Source organism: Pseudomonas sp. B15(2017), from assembly GCF_002113215.1.
In the GTDB taxonomy this organism is placed as follows: domain Bacteria; phylum Pseudomonadota; class Gammaproteobacteria; order Pseudomonadales; family Pseudomonadaceae; genus Aquipseudomonas.
In genome coordinates this window covers 253,324-276,056 of record NZ_NEJZ01000003.1, presented here as the reverse complement: position 1 = coordinate 276,056, position 22,733 = coordinate 253,324, and the positions used below count along the sequence as shown (strand labels likewise).

Sequence of the window (22,733 nt, the reverse complement as noted above, 5' to 3'; positions counted from 1 at the left end):
TTTACGGCTGCGACTGCGGCTGGGCCGCGGCCGGATCAAGCGGCTGATAAGGTTGCAGAACGGTGTCGCGCTGCTCGCCCAAGACCCAGGCGAAGCCCGAATACATCATCACCAGACAGACGAAGGTGAACAGCACCACCATCCACGCCGGCACGATGCGCACCAGGTTGCGACGCTGATCGTTGAGGCCTTCCCACTGCGGCGACAATTCACGCGGCACATCGCCACGCAACTGGCGGATCTGCCGGTACAGGGCGTCGCGGATGCCTTCGAGTTCCAGCATGCCGCGTGCCTGCACGCGGTACTTGCCCTCGAAACCGAGGGACAGGCACAGGTACATCAGCTCCAGCATCGGCAGGTGCTTGACCGGGTTTTTCGACAGCCGATCGAGCAGCTGGAAGAACTTCTCACCACCGAAGGTTTCGTTGTGGAAACTACTGAGCAGGCTCATCTGCGACCACTCGCTTTCGTTGCCCCACGGCGTGGTCACGACGGCTTCGTCGACCACGGTGCAGAGCACGTAACGGGCGGCCATCACCTGGCTGCTTTCGGCGCCGTTGTGCAGGGCACGCACTTCAAACAGCTTGAGCCCGGCGGTCAGGCGCTCGTTGAGCGCGTAGAGGTCTTCGCGGGTGTCGCTGTGTTTGAGGCGCACCACTTCCGACAGCAATTCGGAAGAGGCGGCCACCAGCGAATTGAGGCTGATATTGAAGGCTTCCGCCGGGCGCAGGCGCGCGGCGTAGATCATCCGTTCTTCCAGTTGTTCAAAGCGCGGTGGCGCAGCGAAGTCGGTCAGCGGACTCGCCGCCGGGCCATGGCCCTGACGGTCGAGCAGGACGGTTTTGTCGTCCTGGTTGTGTTCCATGTCCTTGATCATGTCGGTCAGTTCCTGATGGCCCAGAATTTCAGTTCAAGCTCGGCGAATTCGCCGGACACGTGGAACGCGAAGCCGCCGGAGCGCTCGAGTTGCGCCAGGTCTTCGGAACTGAGTTCGAGGATGAAATAGGTTTTGTTCGAATGGAACGCGATCTGCCGCGGGGCCACCGGCAACGGTTTGACCTTGATCCCCGGCAGGTGCAGGTTGACCAGTTGGCGGATGCGTTCCACCGGGCCGACCTTGAGGTGCGCAGGCAAGCGGTTGCGCAGTTCTTCGGAGTCGCAGTTGGCACTGGCTGCCAGCACGAACGACGCCGAGCCCAGCAGTTTGTGGTCGTGCAGCGGCGACACGATGATCCCGTACTGACGCGCTTGCAGGATCAGTTCGATAGCGTGCTGTTCCAGCACCATCGACAGTACCTGACGGATCGACTCCATCAGTTTGCGGAAGCTCGCACCCTGGTCGGCGTGGGAGTAACGGCTGTCCAGGCGCGGGCGTTTGCTGTCGCTGGAGAAGGTCGCCAGATCACCGAGCATGGTCAGCAGCGTGCGGTACAACTCTTCCGGATGAACCTGCTCCAGACCCAGGTAGTGGCGCAGCAGCAGTTCGGTGCGGTTGATCAGTTGCAGCATCATGAAGTCGCCGATTTCCGCGCCACCGACCTTGCCGTTCGAACGGATGCGCTCGGCAATGGTGTCGCCCCGGTGACCGAGCATGCTGATCACTTCTTTCAGGCACGACAGCAGGTAGCTGGAAGCGTGGGCCTGAATGTAGGTCGGCACGAAATCCGGATCGAGGCTGATCACGCCGTCCGGCGTGGTGTCGAGCACGTCGCAGATTTTCAGCTTCACGTAGGCCTGGTCGCTCTGCTGCTCGCCGAGCAACAGCTTGAAGTCCGGGCGACCGCAGCTGACCTGGCTGGCGGAATCATCACCGGCGTTGGAGTCGGCCACTTCGGCGTCATACGCGGTGTAGCGCGCCAGCACGTCCGACTGCTCCGGGCGACGGGCCTCGATGTGGTTACCGGTGACCAGCGGCAGCGCCAGGTAAACCGGCATGTTGCCGGTGTTCGGCGGAATGTCCAGGGCCAGCGGTTCGGTGTTGCCGCCGAGTTCGAACAGGCTGCCGTCCGGCAGGATCCCCGAGGCTTCACTGATCACCAGTTTGCCCATGTTGAGGAACTGCAAGTCGATCTCCAGATTCAGGAAACCCCAGGTGTAGCCGCCCAGCAACTGGGTGCGGGTCTTCATCTGGTGATCGTAGTAGCGGTCGTTGTGCTGGAAGTGCTGCGGACGCAGCAGCATGCCTTCCTGCCAGATGACTTTATGGGTATTCATGGTCAGTCATCCGCCTTGGCGAGCACTTCGTTGGTCTTGCGGATACCGGCCTGATCCAGAGTCAGATCGGCTTCGGTGACTTCCAGCGGCGTGATCGGGAACGTGTGGCGCCACTTGGTTTCCGGCAGGTCACGGTACGCGGCGAGGATGCCGATGAAGCGACTGCCCTCCTCCACGCTGAGTTTCAGTTCCACGGTTTCACCCGGGCGCAGTTCGAGTTCTTCGCTGGCCACCAGATCCGGGTTGAGGGATTCCTTGGCGCGCTCGTAGAGGCTGAAGAAATCGGCGTTCTCGAACGTCACCGGGTGCTTGAGTTCGAACAGGCGCACCACGATCGGCGACGGACGACCGTTGAGGTCCGGGTTCAGCTGGTCGCTGCCGGTCAGCTTCAGGTTGATCTTGGTCACTTTCGAATACGGCGACAGCGACGAGCAACCGGCGAGCAGCACCATCAGGGTGAGCGCGGTCAGCGTCTTGAAAAAAGCGGTCGAGCGGCGAGACATGCGCATCATCCTTGGTGGTCGGTGTGGAGGGTGGAGATCAGGCGGATCTGTTCTTCGTAGGCCTGGGCGAAGTCGCGGGCCAGCAGACGCTCGCTCCAGTCGTCGTCCTGACGCAGCGCATGGTGATAACGGTTGAACGCTCTCCAGCGCCCGCCGGCGGTGGCGAGCAACGGCTTGTTGTCACGCTCGAAACGCAAGGTCAGTTGCTCTGGCGAGAAGTGCTCCAAAGTGCCGCGCACCGCCGCGCGGCTGGCGGTCAGCAGCGCTACCTGATGCGCCTGCAAGTCGCGGAACGCACGGGAGATCGCCTGCTCGGCCGGCAAGTGACCCGGCTTGTGCGGCTGCAACAGGATGTCCAGCGCTTCGCTCGGATCGACGGCGAATTTCAGCGGGTTCTTGTTGGTGCCTTGCACGGTGGTCTGGGCCAGACGCAGTTCGTTCTTCAGCTCCGAACGGGTGCGCAAGCTCTGTTGCAGACCGCCGATGCTCTGGCGCAGCAGACGTGCAGCGTTCAGCGCGAGGGCTTCTCGCTCGTCGTGGCTGAGGTTCTTCACGTTCACGCCGAGGGCTGCGCCGAATCTATCCCAGAAGGTTTCGCTCTGACGCTCGACCGCTTTCGGCGCCGGCGCAGGTTCTGGCGTGGGCTCGACGATCAACTCCGGCACCATCAGGCTTTCCATGTCGATGCGCGCGTAGTCGGCGCGCTGACGGGAGTCTTCAGGGTCGGTCACCGGTGCGAGCATTTCCTCGAACTCCGAGTACACGCGCTCTTGCTGCTCCAGCGATTTCAACGGGTCGAGGTCGAGGAACGCGTCGTCCGGAATGATGCTGCCGGCGGCGCGGGGCAGGCCGACTTCACCGTCGAAGGTCGCCGGGTCGCGCACCAGGCGCGCACGAATCTCGAAGTCGCCCAGCACGTAGGTGCTGCCGTGCTCGATACGCACCGGTTCGCCCTTGTGCAGGCGTGCGCCGCTGTCGCCGTCCTGAACACCGTTGCTGCTGGTGTCGGTCAGGAAAAACGTGCCCTCGCGATAGCTGACGATCGCGTGATGATTGGACAAGTGACGCTTGCGGTCAGGGATGATCCAGTCGCAGTCCTCGCCCCGCCCGATCACGCCGCCGGCCTGTTTGAAGGTCCGCTGGCACAGCTCGGTGGGCACGAACTGCTTGGTGTTCAGCATTTCGAAAACCAATTCCATGTTTGATGCTCCTTGCGGTCACTTGCCGCGATTGACCGCCTGCGGATCACCCAACGGGCGGTAATCGTTATCGTTGAATTTGTAATTGCCGCTGCAACCGCCGAGGCCGCATAGAACGACGAGGGTCAGCAGGACAGCGTGCCAGTGACGAACAGACATCAGAGGGTCTCCAGGTGTAGACAAAGCACAAAGCGCCGACCCTCGCGGGCGGCGCTGAAACAGGTTTTCGAGGTGAATCCGACGGACTTTCGCCTACCCATCGAAATCACCCAGATTGATGTTCAAGCGGCCGAGCCGGTACAGCAGCGTGCGGCGTGGCAAGCCCAGTTCGCGTGCGGCGAGCGTCTGGTTGCCGTCGTTCTTGCGCAGGCAATCAAGCAGCAGATTGCGTTCGACCGCTTCCAGTCGTTCGCGCAGATTCAGGCCGCAGTGGTCTTCCGGCGCCGGCGTCAATTCCAGGCGCAGCGAGAAATGCTCGGCCAGCAACTCGCCGCCCTCGCACAACAACACCGCGCGCTCGACCAGGCCTTTGAGCTCACGCACATTGCCGGGGAAGGTGTAACCGGACAAATGTTCCAGGGCCGCGTCCGACCAGCGCACCGGATCACGTTGCAGGAAGGTGCAAGCCTTGTCGGCGAAGTGTCTGGCCAGGTCGAGGATGTCGCCTTCGCGCTGACGCAGGGCCGGCAACTCGATCGGGAACTGCGCGAGGCGGTAGTAAAGGTCCTCACGGAATTTGCCTTCGCTGACCAGCACAGACAGATCGCGGTGCGTCGCGGCGATGATGCGCACGTCGATCTTGTGGGTGTCGTTGGAACCCAGCGGTCGGATCTCGCCTTCCTGCAGAACACGCAACAACTTGGCTTGCAGCGACAGCGGCATGTCGCCGATTTCGTCGAGCAACAGGGTGCCGCCGTTGGCCGCGTCGAACAGGCCCGCGCGGTCACGGTCGGCCCCGGTGAACGCACCTTTGCGGTAGCCGAACAGCTCGCTTTCCAGCAGGTTTTCCGGGAATGCCGCGCAGTTCTGCACGATGAACGCCTGGGATCGGCGCGGGCCGCAATCGTGGATCGCCCGCGCGACCACTTCCTTGCCGGTGCCGGTCTCGCCACGCAACAGCACGGTGTACGGGCTGTGCAGGACTTTGCTGATCAGCGAATAGGTCTGGCGCATCGCCGCGCTTTTGCCGATCAGGCCGTAACCGCTGGCGCTCGGCAAACTGCGCACGACCGGCGCGGCCGCATCCACTGGCTGGCGCAGGCGTTGCAGCAGATGCAGCTGACCCAGCACGAACGAGCCGAGCTGGCCGAGGGAATCGGCGAAGCCTTGCAGGTCGACATGCCGACGGCTGGCGCACAGCAACAGACCCTCGACGGCCTTCTGCTGATTGACCAGCGGCACGCACAACAGTGATTGCCAAGGCGTGGACGACGCCGGCAGAAAACTGGTTTCGTGCAGGCTGCCGCCCAGGTCGTCGAGGCACACCACGCGGTTCTGGCACAGGGCGAACTGCAACAGTTGCTCGCCGTTGTAGTCCGCCGGCAGGCTCGCCGCGCTGCGCGGTTGCAGCACACCGTCGAGGCATTCGGCATTCATCCCCAGCGACGTGTGCGTGGCGTCCAACAGGTACAGCTGCGTCAGTTCGCAACCGCTCAGCCCGGCCAGACCGCGCACGAAGTCACCCAGCAGCGCAGCACCGTCCGCCGCGCGCGACAGGCTGGCGAACTGCGCCAGCAAGGCTTCGGCATAGACCAGTGGCTGCGGCACTTGAGTGAACATCACACTCACCTCAGGCGAACTCGCAGGTCACACCGGCTTCGCCGTCAAGCGTCGCATGCACGCGCTTGAGGCTTTCACCGGTGGCCATGGCATCGAGCAAGCGGTCGGCCACCAGCGGCAGCACGTGCTGGTCGAGCAAATGGTCGATCAGGCGCGCACCGCTTTCGCTCTGCGTGCAGCGCTCGGACAGGTGATCGACGAGGTTCTGGCACCAGCTGAAATCCAGTTGGCGACGGTTCAGACGCTCGCCCAGACGACCGAGCTTGATCTCGATCAGCTCGCGCAATACCGGGCCGCCGACCGGGTAGTACGGCACCACTTTCATCCGCGCCAGCAGCGCCGGTTTGAAGTGTTTGCTGAGCACCGGGCGAATGGTTTCTTCCAGCACTTCGGCGGTCGGACGCGCGCCGTCTTCGCAGAGGTCGCTGATCTTGTCGCTGCCCAGGTTCGAGGTCATCAGGATCAGCGTGTTGCGGAAATCGATCTCGCGCCCTTCGCCGTCGTTGGCCACGCCCTTGTCGAAGATTTGGTAGAACAGGTTGAGCACGTCCGGGTCGGCCTTCTCGACTTCATCGAGCAACACCACCGAGTACGGTTTCTGGCGCACGGCTTCGGTGAGCATGCCGCCCTCGCCGTAACCGACGTAGCCTGGCGGTGCACCGATCAGGCGGGAAACGGTGTGTTTCTCCTGGAACTCGGACATGTTGATGGTGGTGATGAAACGGTCGCCGCCGTACAGCAGGTCGGCGAGCGCCAGGGCGGTTTCGGTCTTGCCGACGCCACTCGGGCCCACCAGCAGGAACACGCCAACCGGTGCGTCAGGCTTGTTCAGGCCGGCAGCGGTGGCGCGCATCGAGCGATCCAGCGCGTGCACGGCTTGTTCCTGACCCCGGATACGGGTGCGCAAGTCAGTGGCGAAGCTTGCGACCTTGGCATTGTGTTCACGGGCCAGTTGCGCCAGCGGCACGCCGGTCCAGGCGCTGATCACTTCGGCCACCAGACGCGGGCAGACTTCGAAGCTGACCAGACGCTCTTTGACCTGCGCAGCCGTCAGCTCGCTGTGAGTCTTGTTCAGCTCGGCCTCCAGCGCTTCGACGCTCTGGCCTTGCGCGACTTCGGCAGCGCGAGTTTCGATCACGGTGCCTTCGGCGTCCTCTTCAACACTGACGGTCGGCTCGACGGCGGCGGCTTCGCGAGCCTTGGCCAGTTGCTGACGCAGCTCCAGCAGGCGCTCGGCCAGTTGCTTCTGTTCGGTCCACAGGGTTTCCAGTGCGACCATTTCGGCTTCGGCTTCGTCCAGACGCGTTTCCAGTGCCTCCAGCGCTTCGTGGTCGATCAGCAGACCGGCTTCGGCATCGCGGCGCAGGGCCTGACGCTGACGGCCACCTTCAGCCAGCTCGCCACGCAGGCGCTCCAGGCTTTCCGGGGCAGCAGCGAGGCTGATGCGAACGCGGGCACACGCGGTGTCGAGGACGTCGACAGCCTTGTCCGGCAGTTGCCGACCGGCAAGGTAACGGGCGGACAGTTCCGCTGCCGAGACCACCGCGTCATCGCGCAAGTAGATGCCGTGGCTCTTCTCGTAAACCTGCGCCAGGCCACGCAGGATGGTGACGGCTTCGCTCACGGTCGGTTCGTGCAGTTGAACCGGCTGGAAACGACGGGCCAGCGCCGGGTCTTTCTCGAAGTATTTCTTGTACTCGGCCCAAGTGGTGGCGGCGATGGTGCGCAGCTCACCGCGAGCCAGCGCCGGTTTCAGCAGGTTGGCCGCGTCGGAACCGCCGGCATTGCCGCCCGCGCCGATCAAGGTGTGGGCTTCGTCGATGAACAGGATGATCGGTTTCGGCGAGGCTTTGACCTCGTCGATCACGCCTTTGAGACGACGCTCGAATTCACCTTTGACGCTGGCGCCGGCCTGCAACAGGCCCATGTCCAGCGACAGCAGTTCAACGCCCTTGAGCACTTGCGGCACTTCACCGGCCGCGATGCGCGAGGCCAGTCCTTCGACGATGGCGGTTTTACCGACACCGGCTTCACCGACCACGATCGGGTTGTTCTTGCGGCGACGGGCGAGGATGTCGACCATCTGGCGGATCGCACCATCGCGGCACAGCACCGGGTCAAGTTTGCCGTCGCGGGCCTGTTGGGTCAGGTTGTGGGTGAAGCGCTCCAAAAGGGATTCGCCCTGGGCGGCCGGTTTGCCGTTGGCCGCGGCCTGAGGCTGTTGCGACAGGGCGAATTCTTTCAGGCGATCAATGTTCAGTCTGGCGAGCAGCGGCTGATAACGGCTGCCGGCGTAGCGCATCGGGTTGCGCAGCAGCGCGAGGATCAGCGCCGCGTCTTCGACCGAGGTCTGGCCCAGTTCAAGGTTGGCCACCAGCAGCGCGTCCTGCAGCCACTGCACCAGCTCCGGGGCGAACACCGGGTTGCGCGAAGCGCTGTGCTCGACCCGCGATTGCAGCGCGGCGCTCAGTTCGCCGGCATCAACGTCGGCATCCTGCAGCGCGCGGGAGAGCAGACCGTTCGGGCGCTCCAGCAGGCCGAGCAGCAAGTCCTCGACCAGAATCTTGCTGCCGCCACGGGCGACACAGCGCTCGGCCGAACGCTCCAGATCGCGACGGGTTTCGGCGTCCAGCGCCTGGATGAGTTGTTGCAGGTCTACGTTGATCATGGCTCACGTCCTTAATGAATTTTGCTGCCCAGAGTCACCACGCCGTCTGCTTTCTCGCAGCCCAGCCAACTGGTCCAACCCAGGCGACAGTCGTTCTTCTCGCCAATGCGCAGTTCGCGGATTTCTTCCGGACGCAGCACCAGGCGAATGTCGTAATCGAGCGGGTCACGCAAGGTGAACCGAACCAGCGCGCAGAGCGGCTGGTAACCGAAACCGATGGGCAGGAATTCGTGGAATCGCTCCCAGTCGAGTTCGGTGATGTGAATGCGGAATTTGCCGCTGCGATCGCGCACCTGTTCGCCCAACACCAGGTCTTCACCCAGCACGCTGTTGGCGAAGCCGAGGCGGTTGCGCTGTTCTTCGAGAATTTCCACGCGGCGCTCGATGCACTGCTCGATGACCAGGTCTTCGTGTTTGAAGTAGTAACGCAGCACCGCTTCGATCAGCGCCGCCGAGTGCGCTCGCAGACTGAGCAGGCCGAGGTACGGCAGCAGGCGTTTCCAGTTCAGTTCCTTGGCCTTGCGGATCTCGTCGCCGCCGAGGCCGATCAGGGCAAACAGGTGCGAGGAGAACGGGTCGACCGCGCCGCTCTGGAAGCTCGCGCGATAGCGATACTTGCGCCAGATCGGCAGCATCAGTCGTTGCAGGCGATGGTGGAACAGGTCGAGGAAATTGCGCGTCGGGTTGCCGTCTTCGCTGTCGCCCAGGGCTTGCTCGCCATAGAACGCCGGCAGCGGCGAGCCGGAACCGACCAGGCCGATCAGGTTGAAGCGCAGGCGCGCGCGCATCTGCCCGTGCTCTTCGAAAAACTCCACGCGATCGACATCGCTGCGCGGAAACCCGAGGCTCGGGTTGGCCTGGAATTCCAGCTGGTCGTACAGGTCGTCTTCGCTCAGGTACGGGTGCGCATCGCGCAGCCGGTCGATCACCAGCAGCACGGCCTGAAACAGCGAGTACTCGCGTATTACCTTCGTCAGCCCGCTTAAAGCAGGGGCTGCAGGCCCATACGTGGTGTCCATTGGTACACCTCTCCCTGTGTGCTTTTTACCCGCAGCTCGTGGAATGAATTGAGACTGGCGTAAAGCGCGAAAAACTCGTTGAGAACCGAGGCGAAGACGAACAGGTCGCCCTCACCGATATACCCTTCCGGGTCGATGGTCAGTTCGGTACGCAGACCGCGCACCGGCAGACCACGGTGCAACCGGTCCACGTGGTGATGCTTGATGTGCTTGAGGCCGCCGAGCAGGCGCTTGCTGACCTTCTCCGCGTGCTGGTCGTAGTAGCGCGGCAGGTCGTAGGTTTCGAGAATCACCTTCAGTGCATTGACGTCGGCCAGCGACAGATAGTTGAGCGACATGTTGCTGATCAGCTTCCACAGGAAGTCACGGTTCAGCGGCGGCGCGAAACTGGAAGTGGCCGGGGTGATGTTGCGGAAACTCAGAAACTCCGGGGTCTCTTCGCAGGCCATGCAGATCTGCCCGAGCTTGAGTTTGCGCGGCAGGTTCTGGTTGGTGCAGACCAGCTCGATCGACAGGGTTTCGTGGGCTTCGGTGTGGCGGATGCCGAAGCTCAGGTAGGTGTCGAGACCGTCGTGCAGCAACGACGAACGCTGGCGGATGCTGTAATGCGGACGGCTGTTGGGCACGTCGAAACTCGGGTCATGCTCGAAGGATTCGAACGGCACGTACTCCTGATATCCGAGGCCGCCGGGCTTCCAGCCGGTCACGGTTTCCACCGAAAACACGCCGCAGTTTTCCAGATCGTATTCGGCCGGCAGCAGCAGGTATTCGTCCTGTTTGCCGTCGAGGCGGATCGGCAGTGCGTCGTGCTTGAACAGGTTGACGATCGGCGTGCAGAACAGCTTCACGTTATCCGTCGTCGGACGCATGCGCATGATCCCGCTCTTGCGGATGTCGAAGCGCAATTCCAGGCCGCGCATTTGCTTGAGGGTGTCTTCCGGCAGCGCCTTGAGGATGTCCAGACCGTGGACATCGACGAACAGGAACTTGTCCTGGAAAGCGAAGTATTCCTGCAGGTAGCGATAGCCGCGGAAGGTGTTCAGCGGATACGGGATCAACGCTTCTTCTTCGGCAAAACCCACTGGCTTGACCCGGTCACCCGGAATCTTGAACGCCATCGGCTTGCCGCTCACGCCATCGATGGGCTTGCCGGCGCCGTCGAGGGGGATCAGTTCGATGCCGTCGAGGTTGCGCAGCAGGCTCAGGTAGAGCATCTGGCTGATGTAGCGCTCGCCGGCAAAGTGCAGACGCAGCTTGCTCAGCTCCAGCTCGCCGAGGTGGCCGTCGGCGCTCATCTCCAGGCGCAGGCTGAGCAGCGAACCGTCGCCCTTCACCGAGTAGTTGAGCGCAGCCAGATCCAGCGCCATGACTTCAGTCGGATAGCAGGTGCGGAAACGGCAACGCACGTCTTCGATCGGCACGCTCTCGACCGGCGTATCACGCTCGACCTTCAGCGCCGGCCCGGAACGCTTGAGCGGATCGAACTGCAGAATGCTGAACGCCGGCAGCGGGCGCATGTAGTTCGGCCACAGCAACTGCATCAGGGAATGGCTGAGCTCCGGCAACTCGTCATCGAGCTTCTGGCGCAGACGCCCGGTCAGAAACGCAAAGCCTTCCAGCAACCGCTCCACATCCGGATCCCGCCCGGCCTGCCCCAGGAACGGCGCCAGTGCCGGACTACGCTCGGCGAAACGGCGGCCCAGTTGGCGCAGTGCGGTGAGTTCGCTTTGGTAGTAGTGGTTAAAGGACATGTCTGGCTGCCTAGCTATTGATTCGTTTTATTTGCAAACTGAAACTACTGAAAGCGTTAATACGAAAAAAAGAAAACATTTCATTTAGTACTCCGAGCCAACAATAATCTTTCAAACTTGTTAGCCACCCATATCGCCAGAGCAGTCAGCCCACCCGTTAAAACGCTATAAGCCGCCGCGCGAACAGGGTAAAGCGGCAAAAGATAAATCAATATCAATGCAACCATTAAAAAAACGATGCTAAATTTAAATATCCGCCCTGGAATCAAAGCAACAACTAAATTTACAAAAACAAATAGATAAAAGACCATATACATGGCAATCCCGACAGAAGCGCCACGCGAAGTCAAACCACCAAATAAAACCTTATATAGCGAAACACCATAGTAATTAACAACGACATAAATTACGCAGGCAAAAAAATGCACTGATAGGCCCGCCGCCAGCCTCGCCATCATCTTTTCCACTCTCCATACTTATCTACAGAGCCTTGCGTGATGGAGCTTCTTAACTTCTGATCGGATGTGCCGAGATAAACCGTGCTGGTCACCACTTTCTCGCGATAGCCCATTCGCCCAGCAAATACCCTTACCGTTTCAGTACGTAGTTCAAAGTTCTCCGAAGCCCATAAAGCCCCACGCAGCACCATGTAATTATCGTATTCGTTGGTTTTGTCCTCCTTTGGGAATATAGGAACACCGTCACCATATTTCATACCGGTTTCAACGGTTTTCTTAATAGCGGCTTCCAAAGATTTGGTTTCTTCCAGATATAAACGGTAGGTATCGGTCGCAAACGGTATTTGCCCAACCCCATCACCCCAATAGGGCTCACCATCGATCATGACCAATATAAATCCGGCACCACCCTCAGAACTATTTTTCCAATCACCAGGCATTGTCGGAGCAAAGCTAATTGACATCCTATCAACAATTGCAAATTTAATAATTTGCGACCAGTTAAACTGCTTATAGGCATTATAAGCGTCTGTGCCAGCAGTTTTAGACTCGGGATTCACCCAAATTTTCTTCCGATAATTATCAGCCAGAGGCTCAAACCATTGAATTGCTTCCGCATACAGTTTCTCAGCTTTCATGATTCTGAACTGAACATCTGAAGCATTCGGTTTTAGAGCAAAAAGAGGTACCCCATTCCCTCTGGTTATTAGCCAGACGTGAGGCAATGGAATCTGTTTCGGTTTTTTATCTTCACTCGGCGTAGTTTCGGCTTTGATTTTCAGTTCCGTTTTTCCATCGGAAGTTTCGAAAATGTGAGCAACGCCGTCGATGACAATAGAAGTTTCCACGCGATTACTCCGACGACACGTAGATGGTAACCATCTCGCCTTGTTTTCCAGTGGAGAAACACCCTGTGCCTCCCGCCGCCGATGAACATCCTGCTTTCTCTAAGCCACTGTCAGAAACTATTCTGTAATTCAGGTTTGCTACTGGCTGTCCATCCGCTGTATGGAAAGAAAAAACGCGGTTGAAAACTCCAGGAATGACTAATGGCTCCGGCGGCACAAACGGCGCCGGCGAATGCGAATTGCCGATAATCACCGTCCCGGAGCCGGCAGTGACCTTGTTGCCATGGGCCCCGACCGAACCAACGGTGGCAGCCGGCTTGCCGTTGATCAGAACCGTAGTCGCAAGGTCGCCGACCAACGCGCCACCACACGCCGAGGCATCGCCCTGGCGAGCGGCCGGGAGGCCGTCGAAGAACACGTCGCCAGAACCGGCGGCGATCGGGTTGGTGCCGTGGCCGGGGAGCGGGCAAGCAGTGGGGTCGGATACGCGTGCTGCAGGTTTGCCAGACATCGGGATTCTCCTTAGTTGACCTTCACTTGACCGCTGCCATCCAGGCGCGCGGCGAAACTCACCTGACGCTTGAAACCCTCGACTTCCAGCAGGCCTTCGATGCTGAAGGCCAGGCGGAGCTGGTCGTGATCACGCGGCAGGGAAATGACACGCACGTTGCTCAGGCGCGGTTCGTAGGCTTCGATGAAGCTTTCGATGGCCAGGCGGGCCTGACTCAGGGAGTCGTGCAGGCTCAGGCGCATGTCATTGAGATCGGGCAACCCGTAGTCGGACAGCGTTTGCACGCTGCCGGCCCGGGTGCTGAGCATTTTGGCCAGATGGGCAGCCACCGACGCCATGGCAGAAGCCTCGAGGCTCTTGCCCTTGCGTAGTTCCGCGTCGCCGTTGAGGCGTTCGAAAAGGCTGCCGTATCCGTCCATGAGTCGCTCTTACTCTTTGTCCAGCTTGCCAACCAGCGACAGGGTGAAATCGGCACCCATGTACTTGAAGTGCGGGCGCACGTTCAGGCTGACGCGGTACCAGCCCGGCTCGCCTTCAACGTCGCTGACGATCACTTGCGCAGCGCGCAGCGGACGACGGCCACGGACTTCGGCGCTCGGGTTTTCCTGGTCGGCCACGTACTGGCGGATCCACTTGTTCAGTTCCAGTTCGAGGTCGGTACGCTCTTTCCACGAACCGAGTTGCTCGCGCTGCAGCACTTTCAGGTAGTGAGCCAGGCGGTTGACGATCATCATGTACGGCAGCTGGGTGCCGAGCTTGTAGTTCAGCTCTGCCGCCTTGCCTTCTGCGCTGATGCCGAAGAACTTCGGCTTCTGCACCGAGCTTGCGGAGAAGAACGCCGCGTTGTCGGAGCCTTTACGCATGGTCAGGGAGATGAAGCCTTCCTCGGCCAGTTCGTATTCACGACGGTCGGAAACCAGAACTTCGGTAGGAATCTTGGTTTCGATTTCGCCCATGCTTTCGAAGTGGTGCAGAGGCAGGTCTTCGACCGCGCCGCCGCTCTGTGGGCCGATGATGTTCGGGCACCAGCGGAATTTGGCGAAGCTGTCGGTCAGCTTGGTACCGAAGGCGAAAGCGGTGTTGCCCCACAGGTAATGCTCGTGGCTGTTGGCAACGTTTTCCTTGTACACGAACGACTTGACCGGGTTCTCTTCCGGGTCGTACGGGTTACGCAGCAGGAAACGCGGAACGGTCAGGCCAACGTAGCGGGAGTCTTCCGAGGTACGGAAGCTCTGCCATTTGGTGAATTGCGGGCCTTCGAAGTGATCTTTCAGATCCTTCAGGTCCGGCAGACCGGTGAAGCTTTCCAGACCGAAGAATTTCGGGCCGGCAGCAGCGATGAACGGCGCGTGGGACATGCAGGCTACGCTGGACACGTACTGCATCAGTTTCACGTCCGGCGAGCTTGGGGACAGGTAGTAGTTGGCGATGATCGCGCCAACCGGCTGACCACCGAACTGGCCGTATTCAGCGGTGTAGATGTGCTTGTACAGGCCCGACTGCATCACTTCCGGCGAATCTTCGAAGTCGTCCAGCAGGTCGTCCTTGGAGACGTTGAGGATTTCGATCTTGATGTTTTCGCGGAAGTTGGTGCGGTCGACCAGCAGTTGCAGGCCACGCCACGACGATTCCAGCGCCTGGAAGTCCGGGTGGTGCAGGATTTCGTCCATCTGACGGCTGAGCTTGGCATCGATCTCGGCGATCATGCGGTCAACCATGGCTTTCTTGACCGGCTCACCGTTGTTCTGCGGCTTGAGCAGCTCTTCGATGAACGCCGACACACCGCGCTTGGCGATGTCGTAGGCTTCGTCGTCCGGCGTCAGGCGGGTTTCGGCGATGATGCTGTCGAGGATGCTGTACTCGCCGTTTTCTGCGGCGTTCTGTTGTGCTGCGCTAGTGCTCATTGTGTTGGCTTCCTTGGCTGCTGGAGTCTCAAGCGTCCGGGGCTGCGGCGTTCAGGCCCAGCTCACCGAGTACGCGACCGCGGGATTCATCGTCGGCGAGCACGCCTTCGATGGCTTTACGGAACGCAGGTGCGTTACCCAGCGGGCCTTTGAGGGCCACCAGCGCGTCACGCAGTTCCATCAGTTTTTTCAGCTCAGGCACTTGCTCGACCAGGCTGGCCGGGTTGAAGTCCTTCATGGAGTTGACGCGCAGTTGCACAGCCAGCTCGTCGGCCTCGCCATCTTCCTGAAGACGGTTCGGCACGCTCAGCGTCAGACCCAGCTCTTGCTTGGCCAGCACTTCGTCGAAGGTCATCTTGTCGATGCTGATCGGCTTGCGATCCTCGATCTTGCGATCGTCCTTGCGGTGGGTGTAGTCACCGATTGCCAGCAGCTTCAGCGGCAGTTCAATCTCTTCCTGAGCACCGCCGGTGGCGGGTTTGAAGGTGACGTTGATGCGTTCCTTGGGGGCTACCGAGCCTTCTTTGGCCATGGCTTTTCTCCTTGCGGTTGTGGCCCTGGGGCCTATTCGAGTACCACTTCGAGATCGAGGTGGCACAGCCTGCGATAAATCTCTTCCTTGCGTTCACGTACGGCATGGTTCTGCGGCAGTAACTCGCAGCAACTGTGCAGCAGGTGCAGCACTTCCAATGCAAGATCGGGCTCCCAGGCGTGCAGGCCTGAGTCCTGTAATGTCTGATCGAGGGTTTCGAGCTGGTTCTTGGCGAGTTCGTATTTCTTGGCCAGGAAGCACAGCCGCGCGAGAGCGAACTGCCAGAAGAAGCGTTCGCGGCCGCCGTGCGCCGATTGCAGGCCCTGCTTGAGGATCTGCACCGCTGGCTTGAGGCCTTCCTTGCGCAGGATCGGCTGGACTTCTTCCAGCGCTTTTTCCCAGGCAGGCTGGGTTTCGACGTTCTCGGTCTCGACCTTGCGCGGCGCGCTGGCGCTTTGCAGGTGCGGCATGACGTTGCCGGCGATCCACGCCCGGGTGGACGGATCGGCAAACGGCGCGCCGTCATGGAAACGCAGCTCGATGATGCCGGGCAGGCGCTGAATCAAAAGCGCGAAGTGGATTTCCACTTCGCGCATGGCCAGCTCGGCGTTGAGGTTCTGGAGACATTCCCAGACCATTCGCTGGCCATCGAACCAGAACGGCGCCTTCGCCAGGCTCGCCTCCAGCTCCACCAGCAGGTCGGCGTATTTGCCCTGGTCGAAACGGTCCTGATACTGCTTGAGCTTGTCGACCGGCAACCCGCGCAGCACGGTGATCTGCTCGGCGTTGCGCTCGGGCACCGCGTCGATCGTCATCCACAGCAAGGTACGGTTGAGGCGCAGGGCGCGCAGGTCGGTGGCTTTCTGCTTGAGCCACCAGGCGCACAACGGGCGGGCACTTTCCTGTTGGGCGCGCAGGGCCTTGTGGGCTTCTTTCTCGTTGTCGATCGGCGCGCCGGGCGCCAGCAACTGGCTGGCGGCCTGTTTGACCTGTGCCACCGCCGCGCCCACCACGCCGGGAGCCGGCTGATTGTCGGCAGCGCGCTGGATCATGGTTTTCAGGCGGCGGGAAAGCGGCAGCAGCAGCGGCGCATCATCGCCCAGATGCTCAGTGCAGGCGGCGTCGAGACCGGACAGGTGCTCGGATAACTGCCGGAACATCGGCAGCTGTTCCTTGATCGCGATGTTCTCGGTGATCACCTGCTCCAGACGCGGCACCAGCCAGCCAATGGCGGCGGCCCGGGTGCGGGGTTTGAGCGGGTGAACTTCGGCCCAGTTGTTTTCCGACAAGTGGTGCAGCATTCCGAGGCCGGCCAGCAGACCGGGGAAGGATTCACGCTGGTACAGCGACCAGGTCAGCCAGGCGCCGACACGCAAATCCTTGGATTGGGTACGCAGGAGGTTTTCGCTGTTTTCGCGAATTTTCAGCCAGTCGATCTGTCCGCTTTCGTGCATCGACGAGGCTTTGGCCAGCTCGCTTTCCAGCGCCTCGAACTCGCTCGAGAAACGAACGTCTTCGCCCGCAAAATTCTCTTTGGAAACAGAGACTTTAGCGAGTTCGAGGTAATGGGCGGAAAGTTTGCTTGAGTAGGACATCCATGGCCTTTATTTGGATTACGGTCGTGCGCCTATTGGAATTGCAGCGGCGCGGGACAGTATCGAAGAGCAGAGGGAAGACTCATCCAATTGAGTACGTGCTCTTTCAAGTGGGCGCATCGTAATCACTATGATGGCCACTAGCAAGCATCTGATTAAACAACAAGACGAAGTGTTCATTGGGGTGTGTAGGAGATCCCCTATATGTCGCAGGGGTTTCCCTGATATCGGTTTATATTTCACATTTTCGACCTGCTGCCCCGTAAGCATTGATCTAGAGCGCCCAGTGAAAGCCAGCAACAGTAGTAGCACGCCCGTTCCATAAATACGGATGAAAGCATGACAAAAACGGAAAAAATTTGAAGTAGGACGATTCCGAAAATACACGCTCATCTATTAACAAATGACTGGCGACAGCAGCAAACAATAAAAGTGCCATCAAATTGATGGCAATTCATATGTTGAATATTGTTGGAATACCTGCACAGACAGGACTATCGCAGGGTTTCCTTATCACCTTGAATCACTTTCCCACAGGCATTTCCCACAACCCTGGCGCTGTTTTACAACGCGGAATGTTCCGACTTAAACCAGGGACTCTTCTTACATAAATTTGTTTCACGCCTTGTTAGCGTGCCGGGCAATGTTCGCGTGCGCTGACCAGGGAGGGTTTCGACATCACGCCAAATTTCCCTCTCTGCTTAAGGACAAGCGTATGTCTGGAGCTGTCAGTTCTGCGCGCTTTACGCTGCAGATTCCCACCGTTCGCAACGACTTCAAGGTGTTGGCTTTCGAGGGTTCCGAGGCCGTCAACACGCTTTATGCCATCAAGGTAGAACTCGTCTGCGAGGTTCAGGATTTCGACATGGAACCTTTGCTTGGTCAGCCGGCGTTCCTGCGCTTCGGACTGGATGGCGAAGGTATTCACGGGTGCATCGAGGATGTACAGGCAGGCGAGTCTGGAAAGCGCCTGTCGCACTATGGCCTGACACTGGTTCCAGTCCTCCACTATTTGCAGTTCAGTCACGATCAACAGATTTTCCAGAACCAGACTGTCCCGCAAATCATCACCCAAGTGCTCAAACGTCACGGCATCCTTGCCGATGCGTTCAGGTTCCATGTCCAGACCTTGCCACCACGCGCGTACTGCAGCCAGTACGGTGAAAGCGATTTCGAGTTCATCCAGCGCCTGTGCGCCGAAGACGGCATCACATGGCATCACCAGCATTCTGTGGAGAGGCATTTGCTGGTGTTCACCGATGACACGGTGTTCCTGCCGACATTGCACGCAACAACCTACCGGCACGACAGCGCGATGGTGGCGGAGCACCCGATGGTCCACCGGTTTTCCTGGCATGCCCGAACACGTACCAGCCGCGTCACCCGTCGGGACTACGACCTGAAGCGCCCGCACCTGTTGCTTGAAACCCGCTTTGTCGCCGATTTCACCCCCGAACTTGAGGACTATCGCTACCCGCTGGCGATCGAGAACGAAAAGCGCGGCAAACAACTTGCCCGTCAGGCCCTGGAACGCCATCGCTCCGATTATGAAACGGCCGAGGGTCAGAGCAACCAGCCAACCCTGCGCTGTGGCCACCTGTTCGAATTGACTGAACATCCCCGCAAGCAATGCAACGGGATGTGGCAATTACTCGAAGTCACGCACACCGGGCGACAACCTCAAGTTCTGGAGGAACACGCCACAAACGAAACCACTACTGCAGACGGTTTTACCCAGGGGTATCGCAACAGCTTCCGCGCCATACCTGCCGAAGTGGTTTTCCGCCCTCCACTGCCTGCGCGCCGGCCACCGTTGGTGAGCCAGACGGCTCGGGTAACCGGGCCAAAAGGTGAAGAGATCTACTGCGATGAGTTCGGTCGCGTAAAGATCGAATTCCACTGGGACCGGGCCGAGCTGAACTGCGAACGCAGCAGTTGTTGGGTACGAGTGTCGTCGAACTGGGCCGGAAACGGTTTTGGCGCAATGACCCTTCCCCGTGTCGGAATGGAAGTCGTGGTGACCTTTCTGGAGGGCGACCCCGATCAGCCACTGATTACCGGTTGCGTGATCAACAAACTCACGCCCGCGCCTTACAGATTGCCCGAGCACAAGACCCGCACCGTGCTGCGCAGTCGCAGCTCACCCGACACCGGCGGCTACAACGAACTGACGCTAGAAGACCGTGCCGGCCAGGAACTGGTTTACCTGCGCGCCCAGCGCGACATGGAGCGGCAGATCCTCCATGACAGTCGACTGGAGGTCGGACGCGATCGACAAGAAAGCATCCAGGGCAGCAGCCAGACATCTGTCGGCAAGGTCATTGCCGTCGAGGCAGGACAGCACGTGCAGATCAAGGCCGGTGCCAATGTGGTGCTGGATGCGGGCGCCAGCATCACGCTGAAAGCGGGCGGTCATCACATCGTGATCGACGAGGGCGGGATCTTCAGCAGTACCGAGATTGTGATGGGCGGCGAGGTATCCAGGGATGGATCTGCCAAGCGTTTTGTGTCGCAGGCCACGGGTGATCCGGCAGCAAGACAGACGACAGCCTCGCGACCCTCCCCAGAGGAAAGCGAGCTCGAAGAAGAGGAAGAAGAAGTCGAGCTGGAGGATGAAACGCCTGCCGGGATTACGTTGCGGATTGGCGTGTTTTTCGATGGAACGGGAAACAACAAGGCCAACAGCGAAACGGTCGCGGCTTGCTATGCGCCAGATGCCAATCTGGCGGAGGCGGCCGAAGAGATTCAGAAGCACTGCGCCACTTATGGCTATGACGGAAATGGCAACTCGCCGGATAACAGTTATGGCAATGATGTGAGCAACATTGTGCGTTTGCATGAGCTGTATACAGACCATGCCTTCGAGGTATTGCCGGAGAAAACGAAACAGGCGTCCTTGCGCGTATACATCGAAGGCATTGGTACGACAGCTGATGGAGGCGATTCACTTTACGCCCAGGCAACCGGACGAGGCGAAACGGGTGTCCTGGCTCGTGTGGAGCAGAGCCCTGAAAAAATCATGGAGCAAATTCGATCACTGATTGATAGCAACCCCAACGCGCTAATAGAAAAAATCGAGTTCGATATTTTCGGTTTCAGTCGAGGCGCCGCCGCTGCACGGCACTTCGCAAACGAAGTGCTCAAAGGCAAACGCAGCATTCTCGCAAAGGCGTTGCCAGCGGGCTCTCCTTTCTTAGTCAGTAGCTTTGACTGGGATTCACAATCCAGTATCGGCATCAATTTCATTGGTCTGTTTGATACCGTCGCGGCAATCGCCAATCCATGGTTGCTCGATTTCACAGGTGCAAACAGCAGAAATCCGGGGCTGAACTTAAAGTTGCCGGATGGTTGCGCCAGCAAAGTGGTGCACCTGGTGGCCCGTGATGAACATCGCGAGAACTTTGCCCTTAACAGCCTGGGTGAGATTGATCTGGTTTTGCCCGGCGTCCATTCGGATCTGGGAGGTGGTTATCTGCCCAGAGCCAGGGAGAAGCTTCTGTTGAGCAGCCCGGTCACCAGCACCATCAGCCGAAGCCACGAAGCGACTCGTAGCGCAGCCTATGTCGCTGCCGAAAAGGAGGCGTTTGCCTGGTATACGAAAGGCGTCATCGAAGATGACGCTCCAGGCAATCAACTGCGGGTTGCACTCTGGGAAACCCCTGTAATTCAACGATTGGAAAGGGGCCGATCCACACCGGATCCCCAGAAGCGGGTTTATGCTGCGGCCATGATTGAGCGCCCGGTACACGGTGAGTTGTCGTTGGTGTATTTACGCATCATGCGTGAGCTGGGGGTCAGACATGGTGTGCCATTTGAAGCGATTGACGAAAACGATTCAAAACTTTCGCTACCTGAGGAACTGATCCCGATCCACACCAAGCTTGAGGCTTATGCGCTTGGAAATTCATCCGTTGAGGGACTGACCATCCAAGAACGGGCTTTGTTACGCAGCCGCTATATCCACCTATCTGCGCACTGGAACGCAGCCAAAGATTTCAACAACAGCGACTGGAGCGTTGTTTTTATCAACCGCCCAACAAAGAACAAACAACGAGTGGTGCACCCCCATGAATAAATTCACTCGGCCCGTCAAAAAACACACGGGGTTCGTCTTCGGATTGCTGTTGGTGCTTTGCACTCAAAGTCATGCACAACCGATCACCAAACGGCCCTGGTACCTCGGCTTCGGAGCACCCGCCTACATGGAGGTCTGGATTGAAACGGCCGACGTGGTGGATATCCGTGAACGTGTGTTCAAACGCGCCGGAGCCGGGATTGCCTCGGTGAACACCCCCGCCGACAACAAGGGCAAGCCCGCAGGCTGGCCTGACAGCCCCGGCAGCGGCGCCGGACGTGACGTCACCGGTGCCGATCTTCCCCGCTTGATCTATGTGCGATGGCAATCACTGGCTGAGCCTCAAACCTATGAGGCCTACATTGTGATTCCCGAATCTGCGCAGGAAATCATGCGCAAGCCGGAAAAGGCGTACTGCAGACTGGATGGTAAATGGATCACGGATTACCGCGACCGCGTAACTATTGGCTTGGCGCCCGGGGGAATTGCCAAGGTGTGGCTGAGGGGACCGTGCTTGAGGTCAGTCGAAATTACCCGAGTCGAAGGAACTATCAATCCCAAAGGTCCCTATGACGGTAAATCCGGAGGTAAACATCGACCTCTCAAAGACGTATCCAAAACCTACATCGAAAAATACGGCATCCCCTTCGGGAGCTGGTAAGGCATCACAAACACCCTCCAGTCACTTGTCATGTGCAATCGCTGCACGAAGGATTCCGTAATCAATAAAGGGAGCGTTAAAAGCATCATGAGCGGTAGACACAATAAACAATCAATATCGGGGATTGGATGCGCTCTGGTTGTCATGCTGACGCTCACAACCAGCACCTCTGTTCGAGCGGAAGGCTGCGTTGGTATTGGATGCCTGGTGAACGGTGGCCCCCTGGAGTTCTCAATGCTGACGGGTATCGGCTTGCTTCTCACAGTGGCGGGACCGTTCATTTCAACTTCGGAGGCCAGTGCAAACAAATCCTCGAAACATTACACCCAGGCCCTGATAGACGATGCAGCCACACATCTGGCGACGGAGGGCGAATACGAAAGCCCCATACTCGAGTCCGAGTGGCGTAAATACCTGAAATCTTATGGACACCAGCCAAGCAAGAACGAGTTCGCCAGAATGGTGCTGGCCACCTACGGGTAACCGGCCAAGACAAATGCCATTACGATCTGCCAAGTCCGGTTCGGCTGGTCAACAGCCAACAAAAATGGGCATCCGACCGCAATCGAGATGCCCATTTTTTATTCCGCTCCCCCGCTACGCGGGCTGTGGATTACGGATTGACGCTGTCTTTCAACGATTTGCCTGGCTTGAACGCAACGGTGTTGCTGGCCTTGATCTTTACCGGTTCACCGGTTTGCGGGTTTTTACCGGTGCGGGCACCGCGGTGGCGTTGCAGGAAGGTGCCGAAGCCCACCAGCGTGACGCTGTCCTTGCGGTGCAGGGCGCCGGTGATTTCTTCGAGAACGGCGTTGAGAACGCGGTTGGCCTGCTCTTTGGTCAGATCTGCTTTTTCAGCGATTGCAGCGGCGAGTTCTGGTTTACGCATTAGTGAAGCCCCTTTGACGGTTTTTTGTTGTTATGTCCGTGCTGTTCTCGTTGGAACAGCGCCCAAGGCGCCGCAGGCTCTACTCTGCGGCAGACGGGAGTGAGGATGGCACGCGGTTAAGGGCGGC

General features: G+C 59.4%; 20 protein-coding genes. 3 read left to right on the top strand and 17 right to left on the bottom strand.

All coding sequences use genetic code 11. From position 1 onward, the window contains the following. Position 1 precedes the first annotated feature (1 nt). The 16 genes from icmH to tssA form a co-directional block, all read right to left on the bottom strand. Complete coding sequence (icmH, locus tag CAF73_RS06745; protein ID WP_085696801.1) at positions 2-877, bottom strand: type IVB secretion system protein IcmH/DotU; 876 nt, start codon at positions 875-877, stop codon at positions 2-4. Positions 878-882: 5 nt separating this feature from the next. After that, complete coding sequence (tssK, locus tag CAF73_RS06740) at positions 883-2,214, bottom strand: type VI secretion system baseplate subunit TssK (RefSeq protein ID WP_085696800.1); 1,332 nt, start codon at positions 2,212-2,214, stop codon at positions 883-885. A 2-nt stretch (positions 2,215-2,216) separates the two neighbouring features. Further along, positions 2,217-2,717, bottom strand: coding sequence for a type VI secretion system lipoprotein TssJ (gene tssJ, locus CAF73_RS06735; RefSeq protein ID WP_007954386.1), 501 nt, complete (start codon positions 2,715-2,717; stop codon positions 2,217-2,219). Between the two features lie 5 nt (positions 2,718-2,722). Continuing rightward, entirely contained in the window at positions 2,723-3,916 is a 1,194-nt protein-coding gene (tagH, locus tag CAF73_RS06730; protein ID WP_085702308.1) for a type VI secretion system-associated FHA domain protein TagH, read from the bottom strand. Between the two features lie 18 nt (positions 3,917-3,934). Then, a complete protein-coding gene (locus CAF73_RS06725) occupies positions 3,935-4,075 on the bottom strand; it encodes a hypothetical protein (protein ID WP_003229566.1) in 141 nt (46 codons plus the stop codon). Between the two features lie 93 nt (positions 4,076-4,168). After that, positions 4,169-5,695 carry a sigma-54-dependent Fis family transcriptional regulator gene (locus CAF73_RS06720; RefSeq protein WP_085696798.1) on the bottom strand — a complete coding sequence of 509 codons (1,527 nt, stop codon included), beginning with the start codon at positions 5,693-5,695 and terminating at the stop codon, positions 4,169-4,171. A 10-nt stretch (positions 5,696-5,705) separates the two neighbouring features. Beyond that, positions 5,706-8,363, bottom strand: a complete 2,658-nt coding sequence (gene tssH / locus CAF73_RS06715; RefSeq protein ID WP_085702307.1) for a type VI secretion system ATPase TssH — start codon at positions 8,361-8,363, stop codon at positions 5,706-5,708. 11 nt (positions 8,364-8,374) lie between these two features. After that, complete coding sequence (tssG, locus tag CAF73_RS06710; RefSeq protein WP_085696794.1) at positions 8,375-9,382, bottom strand: type VI secretion system baseplate subunit TssG; 1,008 nt, start codon at positions 9,380-9,382, stop codon at positions 8,375-8,377. Continuing rightward, positions 9,346-11,133: a type VI secretion system baseplate subunit TssF gene (tssF, locus tag CAF73_RS06705; RefSeq protein ID WP_085702306.1), complete on the bottom strand. Its 1,788-nt coding sequence runs from the start codon at positions 11,131-11,133 to the stop codon at positions 9,346-9,348. The genes tssG and tssF overlap by 37 nt, the downstream gene beginning before the upstream one ends. A gap of 80 nt (positions 11,134-11,213) precedes the next feature. After that, the gene (locus CAF73_RS06700; RefSeq protein WP_085702305.1) at positions 11,214-11,591 is read right to left on the bottom strand and encodes a hypothetical protein; all 378 of its coding nucleotides are present in this window, start codon (positions 11,589-11,591) and stop codon (positions 11,214-11,216) included. Beyond that, a complete protein-coding gene (locus tag CAF73_RS06695; RefSeq protein WP_085702304.1) occupies positions 11,588-12,439 on the bottom strand; it encodes a hypothetical protein in 852 nt (283 codons plus the stop codon). The genes CAF73_RS06700 and CAF73_RS06695 overlap by 4 nt, the downstream gene beginning before the upstream one ends. A 4-nt stretch (positions 12,440-12,443) precedes the next feature. After that, positions 12,444-12,950, bottom strand: coding sequence for a PAAR domain-containing protein (locus CAF73_RS06690; RefSeq protein WP_085702303.1), 507 nt, complete (start codon positions 12,948-12,950; stop codon positions 12,444-12,446). 11 nt (positions 12,951-12,961) lie between these two features. After that, a complete protein-coding gene (tssE, locus tag CAF73_RS06685; RefSeq protein WP_065258216.1) occupies positions 12,962-13,369 on the bottom strand; it encodes a type VI secretion system baseplate subunit TssE in 408 nt (135 codons plus the stop codon). A gap of 9 nt (positions 13,370-13,378) precedes the next feature. Further along, a complete protein-coding gene (tssC, locus tag CAF73_RS06680) occupies positions 13,379-14,854 on the bottom strand; it encodes a type VI secretion system contractile sheath large subunit (RefSeq protein ID WP_065258217.1) in 1,476 nt (491 codons plus the stop codon). Between the two features lie 28 nt (positions 14,855-14,882). Then, a complete protein-coding gene (gene tssB, locus CAF73_RS06675) occupies positions 14,883-15,386 on the bottom strand; it encodes a type VI secretion system contractile sheath small subunit (RefSeq protein ID WP_003229587.1) in 504 nt (167 codons plus the stop codon). Between the two features lie 32 nt (positions 15,387-15,418). Further along, positions 15,419-16,981 carry a type VI secretion system protein TssA gene (gene tssA, locus CAF73_RS06670; RefSeq protein WP_085696782.1) on the bottom strand — a complete coding sequence of 521 codons (1,563 nt, stop codon included), beginning with the start codon at positions 16,979-16,981 and terminating at the stop codon, positions 15,419-15,421. 715 nt (positions 16,982-17,696) lie between these two features. Between tssA and tssI the strand changes: the two genes are divergently transcribed. The 3 genes from tssI to CAF73_RS30435 all read left to right on the top strand — a co-directional run bounded on the left by tssI (position 17,697) and on the right by CAF73_RS30435 (position 22,200). Next, the gene (gene tssI / locus CAF73_RS06665; protein ID WP_085702302.1) at positions 17,697-21,056 is read left to right on the top strand and encodes a type VI secretion system tip protein TssI/VgrG; all 3,360 of its coding nucleotides are present in this window, start codon (positions 17,697-17,699) and stop codon (positions 21,054-21,056) included. Continuing rightward, positions 21,049-21,717 carry a DUF2931 family protein gene (locus CAF73_RS06660; RefSeq protein WP_085702301.1) on the top strand — a complete coding sequence of 223 codons (669 nt, stop codon included), beginning with the start codon at positions 21,049-21,051 and terminating at the stop codon, positions 21,715-21,717. The genes tssI and CAF73_RS06660 overlap by 8 nt, the downstream gene beginning before the upstream one ends. Before the next feature lie 234 nt (positions 21,718-21,951). Then, a complete protein-coding gene (locus CAF73_RS30435) occupies positions 21,952-22,200 on the top strand; it encodes a hypothetical protein (RefSeq protein WP_227233940.1) in 249 nt (82 codons plus the stop codon). A gap of 130 nt (positions 22,201-22,330) precedes the next feature. On the opposite strand, the gene CAF73_RS06650 is transcribed toward CAF73_RS30435, so the two are convergent. Further along, the gene (locus tag CAF73_RS06650; RefSeq protein WP_003213368.1) at positions 22,331-22,606 is read right to left on the bottom strand and encodes an HU family DNA-binding protein; all 276 of its coding nucleotides are present in this window, start codon (positions 22,604-22,606) and stop codon (positions 22,331-22,333) included. Positions 22,607-22,733 lie beyond the last annotated feature (127 nt).